Source organism: Microbacterium sp. AC026, from assembly GCF_979258475.1.
Genome location: NZ_OZ409857.1, coordinates 1,262,694 through 1,286,200 on the forward strand (window position 1 = coordinate 1,262,694; position 23,507 = coordinate 1,286,200).

Here is a 23,507-nt window from a genome sequence, read left to right on the forward strand (position 1 = left end):
GATGAACATGTCACTCGTCACCCGCCGAGAGGGCCGCACGAAGCTGCCGCCCGAAGAGCCGTCGATCCCGCAGCGCAGCGGTGGGACCGGCGCCTACTGGATGTACCTGCTCCCGGGCTTCGTCCTGCTCCTCGTCGTCGTCATCGTCCCGCTGATCTGGAACGTGTATCTGACCTTCACGAAGTGGAAGGGCGTCCGCACACCGGAGTTCATCGGTCTCGAGAACTGGCAGAAGATCCTCACCGACAGCGACTTCTGGACCTCGTTCACGAACTCGGTGTGGATGATCATCGCCATGGTCGTGGTGCCCACGATCGTCGGTCTCATCGTCGCCGCCCTTCTCTTCGACGTCGTCGGACGCAAGTTCGGCGGCAAGGTGGGCAGCTTCCTGCGGGCGACGTACTACCTCCCCCAGATCCTCCCGATCGCCGTCGCCGGCATCGTGATCGGCTGGATCGTCCGGCCGGGTGGCGACGGTGCGCTGAACCAGATCCTCGGATGGTTCGGCATCCCCGCCTACGACTGGCTCGGCCAGATGCCCTCGGCCCTCATCGTGCTGATGGTCGTCATGGTGTGGGTGCAGCTCGGCTACCCCGTGGTCGTCTTCATGGCGGCGCTGCAGCGCGTCGACCCTGAGCTCTACGAAGCCGCCGAACTCGACGGGGCGAACTGGTTCCAGCGATTCTCGGCGATCACGATGAGTATCATCCGCCCGGAGATCTTCGTCGTCACTCTGACCTGCACGATCGCGGCGCTCAAGGTCTTCGGCCCCGTCTACATCATCACCCGCGGCGGCCCCGCAGGCGCCACCCTGGTGCCCGCGTACTACGCCTACCAGGAGTTCTTCACGAAGCGGAACGTCGGCTACGGCGCGACCATCGCCACCGTGCTGACCATCGTCGTGGTGATCGTGTCGATCATCTTCATCCGCGTGCAGAACTCGCTCGAGCGCAAGGAAAGGGCGGGTCTCTGATGCACGCCACCACCGCCATCGTCACCGGCAAGCCGGCCACCAGCCGTCCGCGCGGCGGCATGACCAAGAAGCGTCCGATCGACTGGCTCATGCTCGCCCTCGTCGTGATCGGTGCGCTGCTGATCATCGCGCCGTTCTACCTCGTGCTGGTCAACTCGTTCAAGTCGCCGGTCGACTACGCGACGTCGGGTCCGCTGGCGTTCCCCGAGACCCTCGACTTCGGCGGGATCATCAAGTTCTGGGAGAGGGTGAACTTCCCCGAGAAGGTCTGGAACTCGCTCTTCATCGCTGGCGTGGTCTCCGTCCTCGCCGTGGTCATCTCGATGCTCAACGCCTTCGCGATCGGCATCGGGCGAGTCCGCGGACGCAGCTGGATCGTGCTGCTCTTCCTGCTCGCGAACCTGCTGCCCCAGGAGGCCCTCCTCTACCCGCTCTACTACATGTTCAAGTCCGTCGGCCTGTACGACAACGTGTGGTCGGTGATCATCGTCTTCACCGTGATCCAGGCGGCGTTCGGCACGTATCTGCTGTCGTCGGTCTACGGGACGTTCCCGAAGGAGATCCTCGAGGCGGCGTCTCTCGACGGCGCGAGCCGCTGGCAGATCCTGTGGCGGGTCGTCTTCCCGATCAGCCGTCCGACCCTGTCGGTGCTGCTCATCTTCTTCTTCATCTGGACGTGGAACGAGTTCCTGATCCCGCTGACCTTCCTCGCGTCGAACGCCAACCAGACGGTCCCCGTGGCGATCAGCGTGCTGCAGGGCGACCGGCTCATGGACGTCACGACGACGAGCGCGTCCGCGCTGCTCGGCATCATCCCCACGCTCATCTTCTTCCTCATCTTCCAGCGCACCCTCACGCGCGGCATCACGGCAGGAGCAGTCAAGTAATGAAGTTCACCGACGGGTTCTGGCAACTGCGTCCAGGGGTCACCGCGCTGTACGCGCAGGAGGCCTATGACATCGCCGAGACCACCGACACCCCCGACGGGCGAGGGATCGTCATCACGGCGCCCACCATGGTGATCGCCAAGCGCGGCGACACCCTGAACCGTCCCGTGCTCACGACCACGCTCTCCTCTCCCGCCGAAGGGGTGGTGCGCGTGCGCATCGCACACCACGAAGGCGGCCGCTGGCACGGCGGATTCGGCCTCCCCGGCGCAGGAGCGGGGGCCGCCGCCGTGTCCGTGAGCGAGGCGGGCGGCGTCCTGGATGCCGGTTCGCTCGTGGCGCGGATCACCCACGGTGCGCCGTGGGGCCTGTCCTTCGAGGTCGACGGCAGGCGTGTGACCGGAAGCGGGCACAAGGCTCAGGGTTACGTCCGGCTCGCTCCGGATGCGCAGGTGGATGCCGGAATCGTCGACAACGCCCGCCAGGGCGGCTCGACCCCCAGCGGATCCGTCTTCGTGCACGAGCAGCTCGACCTGGGAGTGGGCGAGCTCATCTACGGCCTCGGCGAGCGCTTCGGCCCGCTGGTGAAGAACGGTCAGTCGGTGGACATCTGGAACGCCGACGGCGGGACCTCGAGCGAGCAGGCGTACAAGAGCATCCCGTTCCATGTGTCGAACCGCGGGTACGGGGTTCTCGTGAACGATCCGGGCCATGTGTCGTACGAGATCGGCTCGGAATCCGTCGAGCGCGTGCAGTTCTCGGTCTCGGGAGAGGTGCTCGAGTACTTCCTCATCGCCGGTCCGACGCCGAAGGAGGTCCTCTCGCGCTACACCGCTCTCACCGGACGGCCGCCGGTGGTTCCCGCCTGGTCGTACGGGCTCTGGCTGTCGACGAGCTTCACGACCGACTACGACGAGCAGACCGTCAACTCGTTCATCGACGAGATGGCGGCGCGGGAGCTGCCGGTGTCGGTGTTCCATTTCGACTGCTTCTGGATGCGGGAATTCAACTGGACCGACTTCGTCTGGGATTCGCGGGTGTTCCCCGATCCCGAGGGCATGCTGTCGCGACTGCACGACAAGGACCTGCGCGTCTGCGTCTGGATCAACCCCTACATCGCCCAGCGCTCCCCGCTGTTCCGCGAGGCCGCCGACCAGGGCTTCCTCGTGCAGCGCCCCGACGGATCGGTCTGGCAGTGGGACCTGTGGCAGGCGGGGATGGGTCTCGTGGACTTCACGAACCCCGGGGCCACCGCCTGGTACCAGTCGAAGCTCCGTGGGTTGATCGACCAGGGCGTGGACTGCTTCAAGACCGACTTCGGCGAGCGCATCCCGACCGAGGTCGTCTGGGCCGACGGCTCCGACCCCGAGCGCATGCACAACCTGTACACCGATCTCTACAATCGCGCGGTGCACGATGTGCTCGTCGACGCCCGCGGCGCGGATGACGCCGTGCTGTTCGCGCGCTCGGCCACGGCGGGCGGACAGAGCATGCCGGTGCACTGGGGCGGGGATTCCACCTCGACCTATGCGTCGATGGCCGAGACCCTGCGCGGAGGGCTGTCGCTGGCGCTCAGCGGCTTCGCCTTCTGGAGTCACGACATCGGGGGCTTCGAGGGCACTCCGGATGCCGGGGTCTTCAAACGCTGGACGGCGTTCGGCCTGCTCGGCTCGCACTCCCGCTTCCACGGCTCGAGCTCGTACCGGGTGCCGTGGGCCTTCGACGAGGAAGCCGTCGACGTGACGAGGCGCTTCACCCAGCTCAAGATGCAGCTCATGCCCTACCTCTATCAGCAGGGCATCATCGCCTCGAGAACCGGGCTGCCGGTGATGCGTCCGATGCAGCTGGAGTTCCCGGACGACCCGGCCGTCGGCTACCTCGACCGGCAGTACATGCTGGGCTCTGACCTGCTCGTCGCGCCGGTCTTCTCGGAGGACGGAACGGTGGAGTTCTATCTCCCGGAGGGCGAGTGGACGTCGCTGCTGACCGGAGAGACGGTCGCGGGCGGCGGATGGCGCCGGGAGACCCATGCCTTCGATTCACTGCCGCTGTGCGTGCGCCCCGGCACCGCGCTCCCCTGGGGCGCCCGCACCGATCGGCCGGACTACGACTATCACGACGGCCTGCGACTGCGCGTGTTCCCCGGCGGATCGGGGTCGACGACGGTGACGGTCACGAGCCCCGACGGCCGTGAGAAGATCTACGAAACCGACCTGACGGAGGTGACCCGGTGACCCTCTCCCCCGCCGATGACTACCGCGGATCCGGACTCGTCCTCGCCGAGGGCTTCACGTTCGGATCGGCGACCGCCGCGTACCAGATCGAGGGTGCGGCAGACGAGGACGGCAGGACGCCGTCGATCTGGGACACGTTCAGCCGAACGCCGGGCAAGGTGTGGAACGGCGACACCGGCGATGTGGCCTGCGATCACTACCATCGCGTCGATGAGGACCTCGACCTGATGTCGGATCTCGGACTGCAGGCCTACCGATTCTCGATCGCCTGGCCGCGCATCGTCCCTGCGGTAGACGGACGAGTCAATCAGGCGGGCATCGACTTCTACTCGCGTCTCGTCGACGGACTCCTCGAGCGCGGCATCCGCCCCGTGGCGACCCTCTACCACTGGGATCTTCCGCAGTACCTCGAGGATGCGGGCGGGTGGACCTCTCGCGCCACGACCGATGCCTTCGAGCGATACGCGTCGATCGTGGGCGCAGCACTGGGCGACCGGGTACACACCTGGACCACGCTCAACGAGCCCTGGTGCTCCGCCTATCTGGGCTACGGTCAGGGCGGTCACGCGCCGGGTCGGCACGAGCCCGCCTCCGCGCTGTCGGCCGTGCACCACCTGAACCTCGCGCACGGGCGCGCCATCCAGGCGCTCCGGGCGACGTCGACCGGTGACCCGGACTACTCGGTGACGTTGAACTTCCATGTCCTGCGCGGCGTCGGCGACGGCGCTGACGAGGCCATGCGCCGGATCGACGGTCTCGCGAATCGCGCCTTCACCCACCCGATGCTGCGCGGCGAGTACCCCGCAGACCTCCTCGACGACACGGCATCGGTCACCGACTGGTCGTTCGTGCAGGATGGCGACCTCGCCACGATCAACCAGCCGATCGACGTCCTCGGGGTCAACTACTACTCGACGGCGACCGTCCGCCTGTGGGACGGGGTGTCGGAGAAGCAGCAGAACGACGGGCACAAGGGCACGGCCGGAGGCACGGCGTGGCCGGGCAGCGATCAGCTGGTCGAGTTCGTCGAGCAGCCGGGGCCGTACACGGCGATGGGATGGAACATCGCGCCCGAGGGACTGGAGGAGCTGCTCGTCTCGCTGTCGGAGCAGTTCCCGTCGCAGCCGCTCATGGTCACCGAGAACGGGGCGGCGTTCGACGACCAGGTGGCTGAGGACGGCTCCGTCCCCGATCCCGAGCGCACCGACTACCTGCGCAGGCACTTCACGGCCGCTCATCGTGCGATCCAGCGCGGTGTCGACCTGCGCGGCTACTTCGTGTGGTCGCTCCTCGACAACTTCGAGTGGGGCTACGGCTATGCCAAGAGATTCGGCATCGTGCGCGTGGACTTCGACTCGCTCGAACGCACCGTCAAGGACTCGGGGCACTGGTATCGACAGCTGATCGCCTCACGGACGATCGGCGCCTGAGGCACTGCACTCACGTGAGCATCGAGCGCCGTCTTCGCCCTGCGGAGGCGGCGCTCAGCGCTTGTCCGGGCGTTTGCGTTCGTTCCACGCGGCGAACGCCGATGCGGCGGCGCCGGCGGCACGGTCGATCGCCTCGGCCGACCGACTGATCACATCCTGCGCGGCATCCTGCCAGGTGGACGATGCCGAGGACGCCTCTCCCGCGTGCACCCGAGCGGCGTGCTCGGCCGCTTCGAAGGCCCGCTCGAGATCGGCGACGGCGTCGCGGTACGCGGCGAAGTCCGCCGCGCTGACCCTTCCGGTGGCGGCGCGGCGCATCTCGACCGCGTGCGCTGCCGCGCGCAGATACGCCGCAGTCGCCGGCTGTCGGACGTCGGTCATCTCCGGGTAGGCGATCTGCAGCCCCGGATCGGTCTCGTAGCTCATCCAGCGCACGACGATCGCCTCGTGCTGCGCCTGAAGCCTCTCCAGGGGGCGTGGTGCGGATGCCGGCGGGATCGCCGCACGGGCGGCGTTCAGGCGCACCTGCTTGGCGCGGACGTCGGCGGACGCGGCTTTGGCGTCGTTCTCCTTCGCCCGCAGCATCCGCTTGGCACCCGCGACCTGCTCCGGGGTCGCACGCCGCGCGCTGCGTTCGGCCGAGATGCGGGCGACGTCGGCGCGCGCCAGCTTGACGGCCATCCGCCTCTCGACCGCCGTCTGCCTGGCGGCTTTGAGATCATGCCGAGCCGCGTCGTACTCGAGTCGGCGTCCGCTCTTGATGCTGCGGCGACGCAGCCCGACCGCGCCGGCTGCGACACCCCCGGCTGCGGCGGGCGCGATCCACCACAACTCGACGGCGAGCAGCAGCGGATCCATACCTCGATGGTACCCAGAGCCAAGGCTCGTGTCCCTTCCCCCTCTCCCCCTCTCCCCTCCCCTCCTCCCTCCTCCTGTCCCCCTCCTCCTGTCCCTCTCCCTCTCCTCCCTCGTGTCTCCCTCCCCACATCTGCGGCTTTGGTCACCTTCTGCGGCCAGGGCCGAAGCTCACGGCCGCAGAAGCTCACCCGAGCCGCCGAAGTGGAGGGCGTGACTGCCCCTCCACATCCCGCTTCGGCAGTCGGTTCTCCTCAGGATGCGGGTAGCCGGCTTTCGAGGAGGTGGGCGGGGCGGCATCCTGAGGCGATAGATCTGAGGGAATGGCTCACTGCGCGAGGCGGCATCGCCCACCGATCGGACGCTGCCGAACACGGTTTCGCCCCGAGACAGGTTCGTGGGGCGATCAGCTCCGGAGCAGTGCGCCGCCTGCGCGCTCAGTGGGTGGCCCTGGCATCGGCTCCCGACGACCTGGTGGCGGCTGCCGCGGCATCCGCGCGGCTGACCTGCGTGTCGCTCGCACGTCGTCGCGGGTGGTGGGTGCCGGATCGAGCGCCGGGCGGTCTGCACCTGCAGGTCGGGCCCAATGCGCACCGCCACCGAGATGACGCGACCCTGCATTGGGGCGCGCCGCTCGTCGACTGCGGCCCGCGGCGACTCACGGCGTCCGTCGAAGACGCTTTGGCGCACATCGCCGGCTGCTGCCTCCACGAGGACGCACGGGTGATCTGGGAGTCGGCCGTCCGCATCGAACGGCTCGACGTCGAAGCTCTTCGACTGGTGGAATGGCGTGAGCCGCGGTCGCGCGCACTAGCCGAGGAGGTCATCGGACTGTCGGACTCCGGCCTGGAGACGATGGTGGTCGTACGGCTCAGTGGTTGGGGTGTGCCCCTGCGCCAGCAGGTCCAGCTCGCGGGTCGCCGGGTCGACATCGTGATCGGCTCACACCTGGTCGTGCAGATCGACGGATACGCACATCACTCCTCGTCGGCGCAGCGGGGATCCGATGTCGCCCATGATGCCGAGCTGCGCCTGCGCGGGTACACCGTGTTGCGGCTGTCCTATGCGCAGATCGTGCACGGGTGGGAAGACGTCGAGCGCACTCTGCAGGCCGCGATCGCGCGGGGGCTGCATCTTCCACCCCGTCAGCGCCGATGATGGCCAACGGTTCGTGCGGCCACAGTCACCTTCTGCGGCCACGACTTCTCGTCGTGGCCGCAGAAGTGCGCCGTGGCCGCAGAAGACGCGGAGGACGACAGCAGTCGCGCTCGCTCAGGCGACGGTCACACCAGCGTCTGCTGCCAGGCGGCGTGCAACTGAGCGAACTTGCCCGTGCCGCTGATGAGGGTCTCCGGGGTGTCGTCCTCGATGATCTTGCCGTGCTCCATCACGAGCACCCGGTCGGCGATCGCGACCGTCGACAGCCGGTGCGCGATGATGATCGCCGTGCGGTCCTTGAGGAGCGTCTGCAGCGCATCCTGGATCAGACGTTCCGAGGGGATGTCGAGCGACGCGGTCGCCTCGTCGAGGATCAGCACCGCAGGGTCCGCGAGGAACGCCCGCGCGAACGAGATCAGCTGACGCTGCCCCGCCGACACCCGGCCACCCCGCTTGTTGACGTCGGTGCCGTATCCGTCGGGCAGCGACGAGATGAACTCGTCTGCCCCGACCGCGCGGGCAGCCGCACGGATCTCATCCAGCGAGGCATCGGGCTTTCCGAGAGCGATGTTGTCGGCGACCGTGCCGCTGAACAGGTAGGCCTCCTGCGTGACCATCACGATGGCGCGACGCAGGTCCTTCGGATGCAGGCTGCGCAGGTCGACTCCATCGAGCGTGACCGTGCCGATCGACGGGTCGTAGAACCGGGAGATCAGCTTCGCCAGAGTGGACTTCCCCGCGCCCGTGGTACCCACCAGCGCGATCGTCTGCCCGGCAGGGATGTCGAGCGAGAAGTTCGGCAGGATGGTCTTCTCGCCGTTGTATCCGAACGTGACCTCGTCGAACCGCACGTGTCCGCGCGACTCCCACAGGTCGACCGGCTTCTCGGGATCCGGAACCGTCGGCACCTCTTCGAGCACTCCAGACACCTTCTCCAGGGCCGCGGTGGCGGACTGGTAGGAGTTCAGGAACATCGCGATCTCCTGCATCGGCGCGAAGAAGTTGCGCACGTACAGCACGGCCGACAGCAGCACGCCGACGGTGAGGGTCTCGTTCGAGACCCTGATGCCGCCCCACAGCACGACGATTCCGAGCACGAGCGCCGCGACGCCCATCAGGCCGGGCTCGAACGTGCCGAACAGCAGCATCGAGCGTCGGTTGACGTCCCGGTAGTCGCCGGCGATCTTCTGGAAGGTCACGTCGTTGCGAGGCTCCTTGCGGAAGGCCTTGACGGCACGGATGCCGGTCATGGTCTCGACGAACTGCACGATGACCTTCGCGCTGATGACGCGCGACTCACGGTAGACGAGTTGCGAGCGCGAGTAGAACCAGCGCATCAGGAAGAACAGGGGTACGCCGCCGATCGCGAGGATGAGCCCGGACTGCCAGTCCCACACGCACAGCGCGATGAAGGTGAACAGGCCGAACAGCACGCCGGAGACGAGCTCGTTCAGCCCGCCGTCGAGCAGCTCCTTGATCGAGTCGAGGTCGCTCGTCTGACGCGAGATGATGCGACCGGACGTGTAGGACTCGTGGAACTCCAGGCTGAGGCGCTGGGTGTGCAGGAAGATCCGCTTGCGGAGGTCGAGCAGCACTGCCTGCGTGAGCTTGGCCGCGATGATCACGTACCAGGCGATCATCGCCGCCGCGACGGCGCCGGCGAGAAGGTAGATCCCGCCGATCATGAAGGTCGGCATCCAATCGGCGCGCTCGAGCACGGCGGGCAGGGCACGGTCGAGACCGATGCTGATGAGGATCGGTCCCGCGACCTGGAGCGCCGTCGAGATGACGAGAACGATGGCCGCCAGAGTGATCTGCGGCTTCAGCGGACGCACGAGCGATCCCAGGAGCCGGAGCGACCGCCGACGGATGGCCCGGCTCTCCTCCTTGGTGTAGCTGGAGCGGTCTTCGTCCTGGGTTCCGGTGATCGCGGAGCTCATCGCTGCACCTCCTTCTCGGTGATGATGTCTTCGTCGGCGGCGTCCTGGCGGATCCCGTCCTGCACGACGGCGTCGATCTCGTCTTCCTCATCGCGGATGATCGGGATCGCGCCGGTGCGCGCCGCCTCCTCAGCCTCGAGGCTGGAGATGACGTGGCGGTAGTGACGACTCGTCTTCAGCAGCTCGCTGTGCGTCCCGACGGCGGTGACTCGGCCCGATTCGAGCAGCGCGACCCGGTCGGCCAGAGCCACGGTCGAGGGCCTGTGCGCCACGATCATGGCGGTCGTATCGGCCAGCACGTGCCGCAGCGCCTCCTCGACGAGAGCCTCGGTGTCGACGTCGAGCGCCGACAACGGGTCATCGAGCACGAGCACCTTCGGCTTGGCGGCGACCGCCCTGGCCAGTGCGAGACGCTGACGCTGTCCGCCGGACAGGCTCAACCCTTCCTCGCCGATGACGGTCTCGACCCCCTCGGGGAGCGAGTCCACGAAAGAGGCCTGTGCCACGTCGAGCGCTTCGCGCAGCACTCGTTCGGCCTCGTCGCTGTGCACGTCGAGATCGGCCCGTCCGAGCAGGACGTTCTCGCGCACGGTGGCCGAGAACAGCGTGGCGTCCTCGAACGCCATCGCGATGTGCTGACGCAGCTCGGCGAGCGGCAGGTCGCGCACGTCGACGCCGTCGAGCGCCACGCGCCCGCCGGTGACATCGTAGAGGCGCGTGGGCAGGGTGGTCAGGGTGGTCTTGCCGCTGCCGGTCAGCCCCACGAGCGCCATGGTCTCGCCCGGGCGCAGCACGAGATCGATGCCGTCGAGCAGATCGCGCTCGTTCGCGCCCGCGTCCTGGTACCGGAAGTGCGCCTTGTCGAATGCGAGCTCGCCACGGGGTTCCGCGATGTGCACGGGGTTCTCGGGGTCGGTGATGCTGTTCGTCTCGGAGTAGATGTCGAACACGCGATCGGTCGCCGTGCGGGCGTCGAGCATGAACGAGAACAGGAACCCGATCGATTCGATCGGCCAGCGCAGCACGACGGCCATGGCGAAGAACGCGAACAGCTGAGCCTCGTCGATCTGTCCCTGCGAGATCAGCCAGATGCCGGACATCAAGCTCAGCCCGAACGCGATCTGCGGCATGAGATCGAGCCAGAACCAGATCGACGCGATCGCGCCGGCCTTGCTCATCTCGGTCTCACGCAGCGTCTCGGCCTGGCGGCTGAAGCGGCTCAGAGCGTGCTTGCCCCGACCGAACGCCTTGAGCACGCGGATGCCGTGCACGCTCTCCTCGACGCTGGTGGCGAGGTCGCCGGCCTGGTCCTGGCTGCGGCGAGTGAGCGCGCCGTAACGCTTCTCGAAGAGGTAGCCGCGGATCCAGAGCGGAATGGCGGTGACGATGAAGATCACTCCCAGCAGCCAGTGCCAGCGGAACAGGAGCACGGATCCGATGATGATGGTCAGGACGTTGACCACCAGCAGGACGAGGCCGAAGGCCAGCCACCGGCGGATCAGGCCGATGTCCTGCATCATCCGGCTCAGCAGCTGCCCCGACTGCCAGCGGTCATGGAAGGAGACCGGCAGCGTCTGCAGGCGCGAGTAGAGCTCGGTGCGCATCTTGTACTCGACCTGTGTTGCGGGGTTGAGCACGAACTGGCGGCGCAGCCAGACCATGAGCGCCTCACCCAGCGCGAGGCCGAAGACCGCGAGCGCACCCCAGGCGATCGCATCGATCGCGCCCGTCCGCACAGGACCGCGGATGATCTGCTCGAGGACGATCGGAATCATCAGTGCGATGATCGCGGCGACGAGCGCGCTCGCGGCGCCTCCCGCGAGCCGCCAGATGACGGGCTTGACGAAAGGCTTCAGGCGCCACAGTGCGGCCGGTGTGGAAAGGGAGGAGGAAGGGGAGGCGTTCTGCGATGAAGGCGAGGAAGACATGTCTCTCAGACGAGTTTCGTATGGGGAAGCGGTTGCTGAAGGCGGCAGACGCAGCGAAGGACTCTCGGAGTCCGGCATCCGGTGGTCGTGCGTGTCGGAAAGTGGCTCTAGCGGAGCGGGCGCACCGGGGTCGAGCCGAGAGCGGCGATCTGCACAGCGGCGATCGATGTCATGGTGTCCTCCTCAGGGGCTCGGCTATGTCGTCCCGGTCGGTGCGACAGCCCACCAGCCTATTCCTGTGAACAAGCTGAGCACAAGAGAGATTCCCGATTCATCCCCGCGCGGCTTCTCGCTCCAGCAGGCTCGCCTTGACGTCGAGGCCCCAGGCGAACCCGCCGAGGGTGCCATCCGACCGCAGCACACGGTGGCACGGCACGAACAGCGCGGGGGCGTTGCGGGCGCAGATCGATGCCGCGGCGCGCACCGCACGGGGGTTGCCGAGCCGCGCTGCGAACGAGGTGTAGGTCAGCGGCTCCCCCGGCTCGATCGACCTCAGCGCCGACCATCCGGTGAGCTGGAGCGCCGTGCCCGTCTGCTTCACGGCGACCGCGTCGATCGCCGAGAGGTCCCCGGCATAGAACGAGAGCGCAGCGGCAGCCGCATCCGTCTCGCCCTCGCGCACCTCCGTCGGCCGCACCGGGACGGCGAGCCGTGCGAGGATCGTCGCCTGGTCGGCCGTCCATCCAGAGGCGAGCACCCGCTGACGGTCGTCGGCGAGGATGGTGAACGGTCCGTCGAGCGTCTCGATGGTCTGGATGATGGCGTTCATGAGGTCTCCTTCACAAGGGCGGTGGTCTGTCTCGCGCTCGGCCGTCGAACCGGACGTGCGGGCGCTGCTCGCCAGAGGTGAGCACTGAGATAACTGCGCCACGGGGCAGCCCGCTCGGCCCACGCGACCAGCGGCAGCGGATCCGCCGGCAGTCCGGACGCGGCGGCCCCCGCACGAAGTGCGACGTCGCCGGGGAGCAGCACGTCGGGGTCGCCCAGCACCCGCATCCGGACATAGTCGGCCGTCCAGGGGCCGATGCCGGGCATCGCGAGCAGGGCAGCGCGCTGCTCGACTCCGTCGTCGCCGACCGTGAGAGCGAGGCTGCCGTCGGCGAGGGCCGTGGCTGCGCCGACGATCGCCCTGATGCGGGCGGCCGGTCCGCGCAGCACCGAGGCCCCGTGCTCGGCGATCGCCGCCATCGTCGGGAAGAGCAGCCCCTGCTCCGTGCGCTCCCCCAGCGCGTCGGCGAGCGCGGTGAGGGCAGTGCGCGCAGCGACGACGGTGATCTGCTGACCGACCATGGCACGGATCAGCATCTCGTGCGGATCCGCCGAGCCCGGCGCGCGGATGCCCGGAGTGCGCGCGACCAGCGGAGCGATCTCGGGGTGGGCGCTCAGCGCCTCGTCGACCGCGAGAGGGTCGGCGTCGAGGTCGAAGATCCGTCGCACGGTCGACACCAGCGGAGCGAGGTCGCCGAGCTGAGCGACGCGCGCCCGAAGGTGCAGTCGCTGCGTCGAGTCCTGATGCACTTCGAACCACGCGGGCCCGCCCGCCATACGCAGGTGCCGAGAGAAAGATGTGGTCGCGGCCTCTTCGACCCCCGATACCGCACGCGCAGCCATCCACTGGAAGATTCCGGACGCATCGAGCGGCCCGCGGTACGGGAGGACGAGGTCGATCGCACCGGGAGCAGCGGATGCCGGGGTCTTCCGTCGAGCCCGGAGCTCGCCCGGAGTCATAGTGAACACCTCGCGGATCGTGTCGTTGCACTGCCGAATGCTCGCGAAACCCGCCGAGAAAGCCACATCCGAGATCTGCATGTCCGTGCCTACCAGCAGCATGCGCGCCGTGTGCGCGCGATGCGCCCGCGCGAGGGCGAGTGGACCTGCCCCCAGCTCGGTCGAGAGCAGTCGGGTCAGGTGCCGTGTCGAATAGCCGAGACGCAAGGCGAGGCCCGACACTCCCTCGCGCTCGACGACGCCCGAGGCGATGAGACGCATCGCCCGCGCCGCGACGTCACTGCGCAGGTCCCACGCAGGCGAGCCCGGGGCAGCTTCTGGCAGACAGCGCTTGCACGCCCGGAAGCCCGCCTCGTGCGCCGCTGCGCTGGTGGGATAGAAGGTGACGTTCTGCGGCTTGGGCGTGCGCGCGGGGCAACTCGGACGGCAGTAGATCCCGGTAGAGCGCACGGCGGTCACGAACTGCCCGTCGAAGCGGGTGTCACGCGCGCTGATCGCACGGTATCGCTCATCGAAGTCGGTCACGGGGAAGCTCATGCCTCCACTCTGCCACCGCCCTCCGACATGGACTGGCGGAAATCGGACATCACGGTGGAGACGCTGACCCCCACTGAGAGATCAGCCCTTCAGATACACCGTCGCGGTCTCGGTGAAGAACTCCCGGGCCGCGGCGCCCTGCTCCTTCGGCCCGAGCGCACTCGCGCCGCTGCCGCCGAACGGCACGTGCAGATCGGCACCGGCCGACGCCGAGTTAATGTGCACGACACCCGCCCTGATGTCCTCGATCGCGCTGAGCGCATCCGCGAGACCGGTCGTGAAGACCGCGGTCGAGAGGCCGTAGTCGCTGTCGTTGACGAGCGCGATCCCCGCTTCGGTGCTCGATACCCTGCGCACGCCTATCACGGGGCCGAACAGCTCCTCCGTCCACAGCTCGCCAGGGTCGTCCTCATTCAGCTCGAACACCGACGGTGCGATGAAATAGCCGTCGTCGAGGTCGCCGGCCGCGTACGGTTCCGGAGCGACCACTGCTGTCGCAGTCGTTCGCGCGCGCGCGATGGCGGCCGCGACGCGGTCTCGCGCGGAGCCATCGACGACTGGCCCGACCTCGACGGCCTCGTCTTCGGCGTCGCCCACGACCATCCGCTCGGTCCGTGCGGCGAGCCGACGCAGGAACTCGTCGGCGACCGCGTGGTGCACGATCACCCGTGAGGTCGCGGTGCACTTCTGTCCTGCTGCGCGAAAAGCCCCGATCGCCACCTGCTCCACAGCGACGTCGAGGTCTGCGTCGGCGAGCACGAGCGAGGCGTTCTTGCCGCCCAACTCGCCCTGGAACGGGACACCGCGGGCAGCCAGCTGCGCTGCGATGATCCTGCCTACCTTCGTGGAGCCGGTGAAGGTCACCGCGTCCACATCCGGATGCGAGACGATCGCCTCGCCGACGGCGGCCGTGCCGTTCACGAGGTTCAGCACACCCCGGGGCAGTCCAGCCTGCTCGAGCGCCTCGGCGAATCGCATCGCGAGCACCGGCACGAACGTCGCGGGTTTCCAGACCACCGTGTTGCCCCAGACCAGGGCAGGAGCGAGCTTCCACGCCGGGATCGAGATCGGGAAGTTGAACGGCGTGATCGCCCCGACGACGCCCACAGGTCTTCTGATCACGAGGATGCGCTCCCCGGAGTCGGCGACTCGAAGACACCGCCGCTCTGGCGTTCGACCTCTTGGGCGTGGAAACGGAGGATGTTCGCTGAATGCCCGGTCTCGGCGATCGCCTCTGCGAGCGTCTTGCCCTCTTCGCGGGCGAGCTCCCGACCCCACTCGTCACGATGCGCCTCGATGATGTCGGCTGCACGGAGAAGGATGCCGGCGCGTGCGCGTGCCGGCATGCGACGCCAACCGTCGAAGGCCGCACGGGCCGCGGCATAGGCGCGGTCAACATCGGCATCCGACGCTCCCGCCCCCTCGGTGACGATGTCGCTCGGTCGGCTCGGATTGACGTCGACGAGGGCCTCTCCCCCACCCTCGACCCAGGTCCCGTCGATGAAGTGGCGCAGGGCGATGACGGTCATGATGCTCCCTCGGTGATGGTGCTGCGGAAGGCGGAGAAGCCAGTGATGTGGGCCCCCAACACGAGTGTGTGCACCTCGTCGGTGCCCTCATATGTGCGGACCGATTCCAGGTTGGCGGCGTGGCGGAGCGGCGAGTAGTCACCGGACACCCCGTTTCCCCCGAGGACGGTCCTCGCCTCCCGGGCGATGGCGATGGCCGCCCTGGTGTTGCTGAGCTTGGCGACCGAGATCTGATGCGGCGCGAGCTTTCCGGCATCCTTCAGCCTGCCGAGTCGCAGCGCGAGCAGCTGGGCCTTCTCGATCTCGATCGCCATGTCGACGAGCTTCTGCTGGGTGAGCTGGAACGCGGCGATCGGCTGGTTGAACTGGATGCGGGTGCGGGCGTACGAGAGGGCCGTGGCGTAGCTGTCGCGCGCGGCGCCGATCACCCCCCAGCCGATGCCGTAGCGCGCCTCGTTGAGGCACGAGAACGGGGCGCGAAGACCGCGAGCCTCCGGAAGCTGCGCGGTCGCCGGCAGGCGCACGTCGGTGAGCGTGATGTCGCACTGGATCGATGCGCGCATCGACAGCTTGGGGGCGATCGGCGTCGCGACGAAGCCGTCGGAATCCGTGGGCACGATGAAGCCGCGAACGCCGTCATCCGTCTGCGCCCAGATGATCGCGACCTGCGCGATGGAGGCGAGACCGATCCACCGCTTCGCGCCGTTGATCACCCAGCCGTCGCCGTCGCGACGAGCGAATGTGGTCATGCTCGAAGGATCAGACCCCGAGTTGGGCTCGGTGAGTCCGAAGCATCCGATCACCTCGCCGCGTGCCATGCGAGGCAACCACTCCTGCTTCTGATGCTCGCTGCCGTGCTTGTGGATGGCGCTCATCGCGAGCGAACCCTGCACCGACACGAAGGTGCGCAGACCCGAGTCGCCCGCTTCGAGCTCCATCGCGGCGAGTCCGTACTCGACCGCGCTTCGACCGGCGCACCCGTATCCCGACAGATGCATGCCGAGCAGTCCGAGCTCGGCCAGCTCCGGCACGAGCTCGGTCGGGAAGATCGCGCGTTCGTACCAGTCGGCGATGTGGGGACGGATGCGGGCGTCGACGAAGGCACGCACACGGTCGCGCGTCGCCCGTTCGTCGTCGCTGAGCATCTCGTCGAAGTCGAGCAGATCGGGAACGACGGTCATGCTCCGGCCTCCTCGGCGGCGATGGAGCGGATGGAACGGCTGAGGATCTCGAGCCCGGTGTCGAGCACGGCAGGGTCGATCACGAGCGGCGGCAGCAGGCGGATGACGTTGCCGTGCGTGCCGCAGGTCAGCGTGAGCACCCCCGCCGCGTGGCAGGCGGCGGTGACGCGCTGAGCGAGGTCGGCGCGCGGCGCGAGAGAGTCGGGGTCGGCGAATTCGAGGGCCATCATCGCTCCTCGCCCTCGCACCTCGGCGATCACCGGGAGCTCGGCGAGAAGCGGCTCGAGGTGGGCTCGGATGCTCTGTTCGATGCGCGCCACGCCCGGCAGCAGCTCAGGGTCTTCGAGCACGTCGAACACGGCGAGCGCCGCGGCGCAGGCGAGGGGGTTGCCCGCGTACGTGCCGCCGAGGCCGCCCGTGTGCGCGGCGTCCATGATCTCGGCGCGGCCCGTGACGGCGCTCAACGGCAGCCCGCCACCGAGGGCTTTGGCCGTGAGCGTGATGTCGCCCGCGACCCCCTCGTGCTCGCTCGCGAAGAGGCGACCTGTGCGGCCGAGGCCGCTCTGGATCTCGTCGATGACGAGCACGATCCCGTGCGTGTCCGCGATCCGGCGGAGCCCCGGAAGGAACCCTTCGGCAGGGACGATGAATCCGCCCTCGCCCTGGATCGGCTCGACGACGAGCGCGGCGAAGTGGTCGGCGCCGTGCTCGATGACGACCCGCTCGATCTCGGCGAGTGCGGCATCGGCGCCCTCTCCACGCAACGGGTTGGCGTTCGGCCCCCGCACGACGTCGTTCGGGAAGGGGCCGAACGTGGTCTTGTACGGGTGCTCCTTGGCGGTCATCGCCATGGTCAGCAGGGAACGGCCGTGGTAGGCCTCGTCGATCACGAGCACCCCTGGTCGGCCGGTGTATGCCCGGGCGATCTTCACCGCGTTCTCGACGGCTTCGGCCCCCGTGCTGAACAGGGCGGTGCGCTTGTCGAAGTCGCCGGGCACGTGGGCGTTGAGCCATTCGGCCACCCGCACGAACCCTTCGTACTCGGTCACCATGAAGCAGGTGTGGGTGAAGAGGTCGAGCTGGGCGGCGACGTTCTCACGCACTCGAGGATTCGCCGCACCGACGCTGGTGACGGCGATGCCCGAGGCGAGATCGATGAGCGTGTTGCCGTCGACGTCCTCGAGCGTCGAGGTGCCGGCGCGCGCGATGAAGACGGGAAGGGTGATTCCGAAACCGGAGGCGACGGCGGCGGTGCGCTGAGCGTGGAGCTCGCGCGAGCGCGGGCCGGGAATCTCGGTGATCAGATGCGGAGCGGAGGTCATGAGGTCGACGCTAGATCGCGCCGGAGGCGACAGGGGCAACACTTCGCCCAGTCTTGATGCCCACCCTGTGCGTACTGCACAATGGCGGCATGGTCTCGCTGGGTGAACTCGCTCTCGCATCGGGCGCCTCTTTGCGCCCGCTCGCACCGTTCGACGCCGCACGCAGCATCACCGGGGTGCATGTCTCGGAGCTCGACGACCCCGGCCGCTATCTCGACGGCGGCGAACTGCTGCTCACCACCGGCATCCCGTTGCACTCCCACTCGGCCGAGGCCTACGTCGACAGACTCGCCGAACAGGGCATCGGCGCGATCGGGATCGGTCTCGGCGAGGGGTGGGAGTACGCGCCGAGCGCGCTGGTGGAGCGCTGCCGCGCGACCGGCATACCGATCTTCGAAGTGCCGGACGGCGTTCCGTTCCTCGACGTCTCCCGAGCGTTCTGGTCGCTCGCGGGCCGCGGCGGCCAGGAGGAGGCGATGCGCACCGCGCATGCCCACACCCGTCTCGTGCAGGCCGCGGCCGGGCCTGATCCGATCACCGCGGTCGTGCGGGTGATGGCGCAGGCCATCGGGGGATGGGTCGCGTGGCTGCCGATCGGCCCTGGCGGCTCGACGGACATCCTGCACCCCCGTCGCTCGAGGGGATGCTGCCCTCCGTGCGCACAGACGTGGAGAGGTCGCTGCTGCGCTCCGGCGTCGAGGCGGCCTCGTTCGTATCGCACGGTTCGACGGTCGTCGCCCATGCGGTGACAGACGGCGAACGCACCCGCGGTGCGCTCGCGCTCGGCGCGGGCAGACCTTTCGGCAGCTCGGATCGCCAACTCGCCCTCACCGCCACCGCATTGCTGCGGCTGCTGAGCGCGCGCGAGCGCGGGGTCCGACGCCCGAGGAATGGATCGCCGAACTCGCGATTCGCGGCGAACCCGCGGCGGCCCGCGCCCTCGCCGGCGCCTCCGGCATCGAGATGCCGATGCTCTTCCGCGTCCTGGCCGGGGTCGGTGCGACCGTCGACGGAGGATTCGGCGCCGGGGCCCCGCATGCGGGCGTGCACCTCACCCTGCTCTCCGCCGAGGCAGACGCGACGCCCGATTCCGGAGTCCTCAGCGGACCGGTCGGCCTGGAAGACGTCGCTGCCGCGACAGCCCGGGTCATCGCCCTCCACCGCGCCGATCCCGGCGCAGGAGCCCGCACCGATCCGGATTCGCGGTCACGCCGCTGGGCTGATCTGCTGGCGCACACCGAGCCGGAACTGCGGCGCACGGTCATCGCGTACCTGCGCAACCGTCATCAGGCCGAGCGGACGGCACGGGAACTCGGCGTGCACCGGAACACCATCCGGCCGAGGATCACGACCGCCGAGAAGATGCTCGACGCCTCGCTCGATGACCCGGATGTCGCGGCAGAACTGTGGCTCGCACTCCGCGATCGTGGGCTCTAGCGATCGGCATCCAACCAGGCCCGCACGGACTCGTCATGCTCGCCGAGCCGTGGGGGTGCGGACGCCGTCACCGGGATCGCCGGGGACCAGGTGAGCGGTGAGCGGATCTGCCTCGACCGACGCCCGTCGCCACCGACGGCATCCCACACGGGCTCGAGGCCGAGCTCCTCGGCGAGCGCGATCCCGTCGCCGATCGAGTTGACGACACCGGCGGCCACGCCGATGCGATTCAGCCTCGCGGCCCACGCCGCCGCCGTGTCCGCAGCCAGCGCGGACTCGAGCGCGACGACGAGTTCCTCGCGATGCGCGACGCGGTCGGGGTTCGTGAGGAACCGCGGGTCGGCGGCGAGCTGCGCGCATCCGAGTTCCACGGTCATCCGGGCGAACTGTGCGTCGTTGCCGCAGGCGACAGCGATCGGCGCATCGGCGCACCGCAGCGATTCGTAGGGAGCGATCGACGGATGCCGGTTGCCCAGCCTTCCGGGCTCGGTACCCGCTCCGAGGTGCGCCGACATCTGATTGACCAACGCCGCCTGCAGGCTCGACAGCAGGTTGACGTCGATCCTCGAGCCGCGCCCCGTCAGCTCCCGCCTGCGGAGGGCCGCGAGGATGCCGATCACCGCGTCCTTGCCGGTCAGCACGTCGACCAGGGCGACACCGGCCTTCATGGCATCGCCGCCGGTCTCGCCGGTGATGTGCATGAGGCCGCCGACCGCCTGGGCGACGAAGTCGTATCCGGGGAGCGCAGCGCCGTCCCCCAACCCGAAGCCGCTGACCGAGACGTAGACGAGACCGGGATGCTCGGCGGCGAGAGAGTCCCAGTCGAACCCGAGTTTCGCGAAGAGCCCCGGTCGGAAGTTCTCGATGACCACATCGCTTCTCGCGATCAGTTCGCGAGCGCGCGCCGCATCGTCCGGATCGGTGAGGTCGAGAGCCACGGACTCCTTGCCGCGGTTGGCGGATTCGAAATACGTCGTGATCCCTGACTCGGCATAGGGCGGACCCCACGCCCTCGTGTCGTCGCCCGTGCCGGGCCTCTCGACCTTGACGACCCGCGCCCCGAGATCGGCGAGGGTCATGGTCGCCAGCGGCCCCGCGAGCACGCGGGAGAAGTCCGCGACGACGATCCCGTCGAGCGGCGCGCTCACCGGCGCACCCGCAGCGCCTGCGAGGTGGACTCCCGTGCGACGACCGTGATCGGGAACTCCACATCGGTGCCGGATGCCACCCGGCCGTCGAGCAGGTCGATGAGGAGCTCGGCGCAGGCGACTCCCGAGTCGCGGGGGCGCAGATCGATCGAGGTGATCGACGGAGTCAGGAAGGGCAGCGACGGATGGTCGACGCACGAGACGACCGTGATGTCCTCGCCGACCGTGCGACCCAGGCGCCCGAGCACGGCGACGACCTCGATCGCACTCGAGTCCGGGCCGCAGATGATCACGTCGGTGTCGGGATTCGTCTGCAGCAGCCGTTCGGTCGACTCGCGCACCGCGTGCCATGGCGCCTCGAACGAGATCGGCGCGATGACCGGATCGAGGCCGCGCGCCGCGCATCCTCTCCGATAGCCCGAGACGAGCTGGCGCGACCAGTCCGTCGCATCCGGGGCGACCAGCAACGCGGGATGCTGCGCCTCAGTGACGTCGATCTCGTCGAGGAGCCGGAGCATCGCCGCCTCGTGCGATGACCAGATGACGCCGTCGGGAACCCCCTCGATGTCGTCGGGCAGGTGCTCCTGCGTGACGATCGGGATGCCGGAGGCCATGAGCGACGGGAGTCCGGGATCCCCCGAGACGGGGTCGCCGATGATCAACCCGTCCGCCCGGATGGGCCGGGAACGGCCGGAAGACGCCGACGGGCTCACAATGGTCACGTCGATGTCGTGGGCCGCCGCGCTCGTGACGATTCCGAAGGTGAACGCCATGTAGTACGACGACCGGGACACGACCTCGGGGAGCACGATCCCGATCGTGCCGATCGCACCTCCGCGGAGGTGTCGCGCCGCCGTGTTGACCGAATACCCGAGCTCGGCTGCCGCCGCCAGCACGGCCTCCCGGGTGGCCGAAGACACGCGACCGCCGCCGCTGAGCGCGTCGGACGCCGTGGTCTTTCCGACCCCCGCGCGCCGAGCGACATCGATCAATCTGGCGCGTCGTGGCTCTTGCATGCGGCCGAGTCTAGCCACACGGAGCAAGCCGTAATCCACTCGAAACACATAGGGTCTTGCGCCGTAACACGCTTTTCGCATACTTTTGCCGGAACGTTCCGGCACGCAGACGTTCCGGCACCGACTTCCGATGGAGACTCCATGAACTGCAGCTGTTCCTCGTCCGACCACGTCCAGCGCTCGCGCCGCCTCGGCGATGAGTCCGGTGCGCCGTACGCGACGCTCTCGGCGGACGAGCTGCAGCGCGCCGCCGAGATCCTCCGCGCTGAAGGCGCACTCGGCGACGAGCACCGCATCGCCTACATCGGACTCGACGAGCCCGACCGCACCGAGGTCGTCGCCGGCCGATCCGTCCCCCGCCGCGCTCGCGTGCAGCTCCTCGACGTCGACAGCGGACGCGCTCGGGCGCTCTCGGTGGATCTCGGCTCCGGCACGCTCGTGAAGGACGTCGACATCGACCCCGAGATCGACGGCCAGGTGCCGCTGCTCCAGGAGGAGCACGTGATCATCCGCGAGCTCATCGGCGCCGACGCGCGCTGGGCCACCGCGCTCTCGGCTCGAGGAATCGACGACCCGAGCACCGTGGCGCTCGCCGGCCTGTCGGCGGGCCGCTACCCGATCGAAGGCGAGAGCGGACGCCGACTGGCGCGCGTGCTCGGGCACCACCAGCCGACCCCGCAGACCATGCCCTGGGCGCACCCGATCGACGGCCTCGTCGCGTACGTCGATCTCGCGAGCCGAACGGTCGTCGACGTCATCGACACGGGGGTGATGCCGATCCCTCAGGAGACCGCCGACTACCACGTGCCAGGCACCTTCGGCCCCGAGCGCACGACGCAGAAGCCGATCGTCATCACGCAACCGGAGGGACCGAGCTTCTCGTTCGACGGCGACGTGATCTCGTGGGAGAAGTGGTCGCTGCGCATCGGCTACGACATGCGGGAGGGTCTCATCCTGCACGGCATCGGCTTCGAGGACGACGGACGTGTGCGTCCGATCGTGCACCGCGCCTCGATCGCCGAGATGCTCGTCCCTTACGGCGACCCGGGGCCGGTGCGCTTCTGGCAGAACTACTTCGACACCGGCGAATACCAGCTCGGACGACTGGTGAACTCGCTCGAACTCGGCTGCGACTGCGTCGGCGACATCACCTATCTCGACGTACCGATCGCCGATGCGCGAGGGAACGTCAAGGTTCTGCCCAACGCCATCTGCATCCACGAGGAGGATGCCGGTGTGCTCTGGAAGCACACCGAGCAGTTCACCGGCTCGAGCGATGTGCGACGACAGCGCCGCCTGGTCATCTCGTTCTTCGTCACCGTCGGCAACTACGACTACGGCTTCTACTGGTACCTCTACCTCGACGGCAAGATCGAGTTCGAGGCCAAGGCCACCGGCCTCGTCTTCACCGCCGCCTACGACGAGCGCACCAGCCGGTTCGCGAGCGAACTGGCACCGGGCCTTGCCGCCCCCTACCACCAGCATCTGTTCTGCGCCCGCCTCGACATGGCGGTCGACGACGGCCCGGCCGTGATCGACGAGATCGATGTCGGAGCCCTGCCGATCGACGACCACAACGTGCACGGCAGCGCGATCGGCTTCACGACCACCCGGCTGCGGAGCGAGCAGGAGGGACGCCGTCGCGCCAACGCGACGGTCGATCGCACCTGGCGCGTGAGCAGCGCGACCGCGAAGAATCGTCTCGGCCGACCGACCTCCTATGTGCTGACCCCTGAGGGCAAGCCCGTGCTGCTGGCGCAGCCCGAATCGGTGATCGCGTCGCGTGCAAGGTTCGCGACGTCCGATCTGTGGGTCACCGCCTACGACCCCGATGAGCGCTACCCCGCCGGCGACGTCGTCAATCAGAGCGCGCCCGAGCAGGGGCTCCCCGCCTTCGTCGCCGACGACGCCTCGCTCGACGGCGCCGACCTCGTGCTCTGGCATACGTTCGGTCTCACCCATTTCCCCCGCACCGAGGACTGGCCGATCATGCCCGTCGACACGTGCGGGTTCACCCTCAGACCCCACGACTTCTTCGACCGGAACCCGACCCTCGACGTCCCGGCCTCCCCCACCGCATGCGCCTGCGCTCACGAGGACACAGGCACTGCGCACTCCGAGCACCACCTGCATCACCTCTCTGTCCGCCCGTCGTCGCACCACGGCTGATCAGCCGTCGTCCGGCATCCCGAAGGGAAACACCG

General features: G+C 68.5%; 17 protein-coding genes and 1 pseudogene. 8 read left to right on the forward strand and 10 right to left on the reverse strand.

Annotated features, from left to right (window positions below; genetic code table 11):
* Nucleotides 1–7 precede the first annotated feature (7 nt).
* The 4 genes from ACZZ93_RS06360 to ACZZ93_RS06375 are packed head-to-tail and all read left to right on the forward strand — an operon-like array spanning nt 8 to nt 5,524.
* On the forward strand, nt 8–973 hold the full coding sequence (locus ACZZ93_RS06360) for a carbohydrate ABC transporter permease (protein ID WP_157538122.1): 966 nt from the start codon (nt 8–10) through the stop codon (nt 971–973).
* A complete protein-coding gene (locus ACZZ93_RS06365; protein WP_198032385.1) occupies nt 973–1,860 on the forward strand; it encodes a carbohydrate ABC transporter permease in 888 nt (295 codons plus the stop codon). The genes ACZZ93_RS06360 and ACZZ93_RS06365 overlap by 1 nt, the downstream gene beginning before the upstream one ends.
* Entirely contained in the window at nt 1,860–4,094 is a 2,235-nt protein-coding gene (gene yicI / locus ACZZ93_RS06370) for an alpha-xylosidase (protein WP_463510691.1), read from the forward strand. Before ACZZ93_RS06365 ends, yicI begins: the two co-directional genes overlap by 1 nt.
* Entirely contained in the window at nt 4,091–5,524 is a 1,434-nt protein-coding gene (locus ACZZ93_RS06375; protein ID WP_463510692.1) for a GH1 family beta-glucosidase, read from the forward strand. The genes yicI and ACZZ93_RS06375 overlap by 4 nt, the downstream gene beginning before the upstream one ends.
* Nucleotides 5,525–5,578: 54 nt before the next feature.
* Here the strand turns inward: ACZZ93_RS06375 and ACZZ93_RS06380 are convergent, their stop codons facing one another.
* Nucleotides 5,579–6,382, reverse strand: a complete 804-nt coding sequence (locus tag ACZZ93_RS06380) for a hypothetical protein (protein WP_072590883.1) — start codon at nt 6,380–6,382, stop codon at nt 5,579–5,581.
* A 417-nt stretch (nt 6,383–6,799) separates the two neighbouring features.
* Here ACZZ93_RS06380 and ACZZ93_RS06385 point away from each other — a divergent pair, with 417 nt between their 5' ends.
* On the forward strand, nt 6,800–7,537 hold the full coding sequence (locus ACZZ93_RS06385) for an endonuclease domain-containing protein (RefSeq protein WP_463510693.1): 738 nt from the start codon (nt 6,800–6,802) through the stop codon (nt 7,535–7,537).
* 125 nt (nt 7,538–7,662) lie between these two features.
* Here the strand turns inward: ACZZ93_RS06385 and ACZZ93_RS06390 are convergent, their stop codons facing one another.
* From ACZZ93_RS06390 to gabT, 7 genes and pseudogenes are all read right to left on the reverse strand, one after another.
* Entirely contained in the window at nt 7,663–9,477 is a 1,815-nt protein-coding gene (locus tag ACZZ93_RS06390) for an ABC transporter ATP-binding protein (protein ID WP_053099015.1), read from the reverse strand.
* Complete coding sequence (locus tag ACZZ93_RS06395; RefSeq protein ID WP_463510694.1) at nt 9,474–11,405, reverse strand: ABC transporter ATP-binding protein; 1,932 nt, start codon at nt 11,403–11,405, stop codon at nt 9,474–9,476. The genes ACZZ93_RS06390 and ACZZ93_RS06395 overlap by 4 nt, the downstream gene beginning before the upstream one ends.
* A gap of 271 nt (nt 11,406–11,676) precedes the next feature.
* Entirely contained in the window at nt 11,677–12,174 is a 498-nt protein-coding gene (locus ACZZ93_RS06400) for a methylated-DNA--[protein]-cysteine S-methyltransferase (protein WP_400340497.1), read from the reverse strand.
* Nucleotides 12,171–13,670, reverse strand: coding sequence for a DNA-3-methyladenine glycosylase 2 family protein (locus ACZZ93_RS06405; RefSeq protein ID WP_463510695.1), 1,500 nt, complete (start codon nt 13,668–13,670; stop codon nt 12,171–12,173). The genes ACZZ93_RS06400 and ACZZ93_RS06405 overlap by 4 nt, the downstream gene beginning before the upstream one ends.
* Before the next feature lie 81 nt (nt 13,671–13,751).
* A pseudogene (locus ACZZ93_RS06410) lies at nt 13,752–15,199 on the reverse strand (aldehyde dehydrogenase family protein).
* Nucleotides 15,196–16,380: an acyl-CoA dehydrogenase family protein gene (locus ACZZ93_RS06415; protein ID WP_463510696.1), complete on the reverse strand. Its 1,185-nt coding sequence runs from the start codon at nt 16,378–16,380 to the stop codon at nt 15,196–15,198. Before ACZZ93_RS06415 ends, ACZZ93_RS06410 begins: the two are co-directional and overlap by 4 nt.
* Nucleotides 16,377–17,702: a 4-aminobutyrate--2-oxoglutarate transaminase gene (gene gabT / locus ACZZ93_RS06420; protein WP_463510697.1), complete on the reverse strand. Its 1,326-nt coding sequence runs from the start codon at nt 17,700–17,702 to the stop codon at nt 16,377–16,379. Before gabT ends, ACZZ93_RS06415 begins: the two co-directional genes overlap by 4 nt.
* 89 nt (nt 17,703–17,791) lie before the next feature.
* Here gabT and ACZZ93_RS06425 point away from each other — a divergent pair, with 89 nt between their 5' ends.
* Together ACZZ93_RS06425 and ACZZ93_RS06430 are read left to right on the forward strand one after the other, a co-directional pair.
* The gene (locus ACZZ93_RS06425) at nt 17,792–18,451 is read left to right on the forward strand and encodes a PucR family transcriptional regulator ligand-binding domain-containing protein (RefSeq protein ID WP_463510698.1); all 660 of its coding nucleotides are present in this window, start codon (nt 17,792–17,794) and stop codon (nt 18,449–18,451) included.
* A gap of 220 nt (nt 18,452–18,671) precedes the next feature.
* Entirely contained in the window at nt 18,672–19,139 is a 468-nt protein-coding gene (locus ACZZ93_RS06430; protein WP_463510699.1) for a helix-turn-helix domain-containing protein, read from the forward strand.
* On the opposite strand, the gene ACZZ93_RS06435 is transcribed toward ACZZ93_RS06430, so the two are convergent.
* Entirely contained in the window at nt 19,136–20,287 is a 1,152-nt protein-coding gene (locus tag ACZZ93_RS06435; RefSeq protein ID WP_072590877.1) for a CaiB/BaiF CoA transferase family protein, read from the reverse strand. The two genes, ACZZ93_RS06430 and ACZZ93_RS06435, sit on opposite strands and share 4 nt — an antisense overlap.
* Nucleotides 20,284–21,303, reverse strand: a complete 1,020-nt coding sequence (locus ACZZ93_RS06440) for a LacI family DNA-binding transcriptional regulator (RefSeq protein ID WP_072590876.1) — start codon at nt 21,301–21,303, stop codon at nt 20,284–20,286. Before ACZZ93_RS06440 ends, ACZZ93_RS06435 begins: the two co-directional genes overlap by 4 nt.
* A gap of 141 nt (nt 21,304–21,444) precedes the next feature.
* On the opposite strand from ACZZ93_RS06440, the gene ACZZ93_RS06445 reads away from it, so the two are divergent.
* Nucleotides 21,445–23,472 (forward strand): primary-amine oxidase, encoded by a 2,028-nt coding sequence (locus ACZZ93_RS06445; protein ID WP_463510700.1) that lies wholly within the window; start codon nt 21,445–21,447, stop codon nt 23,470–23,472.
* Nucleotides 23,473–23,507: the final 35 nt, after the last annotated feature.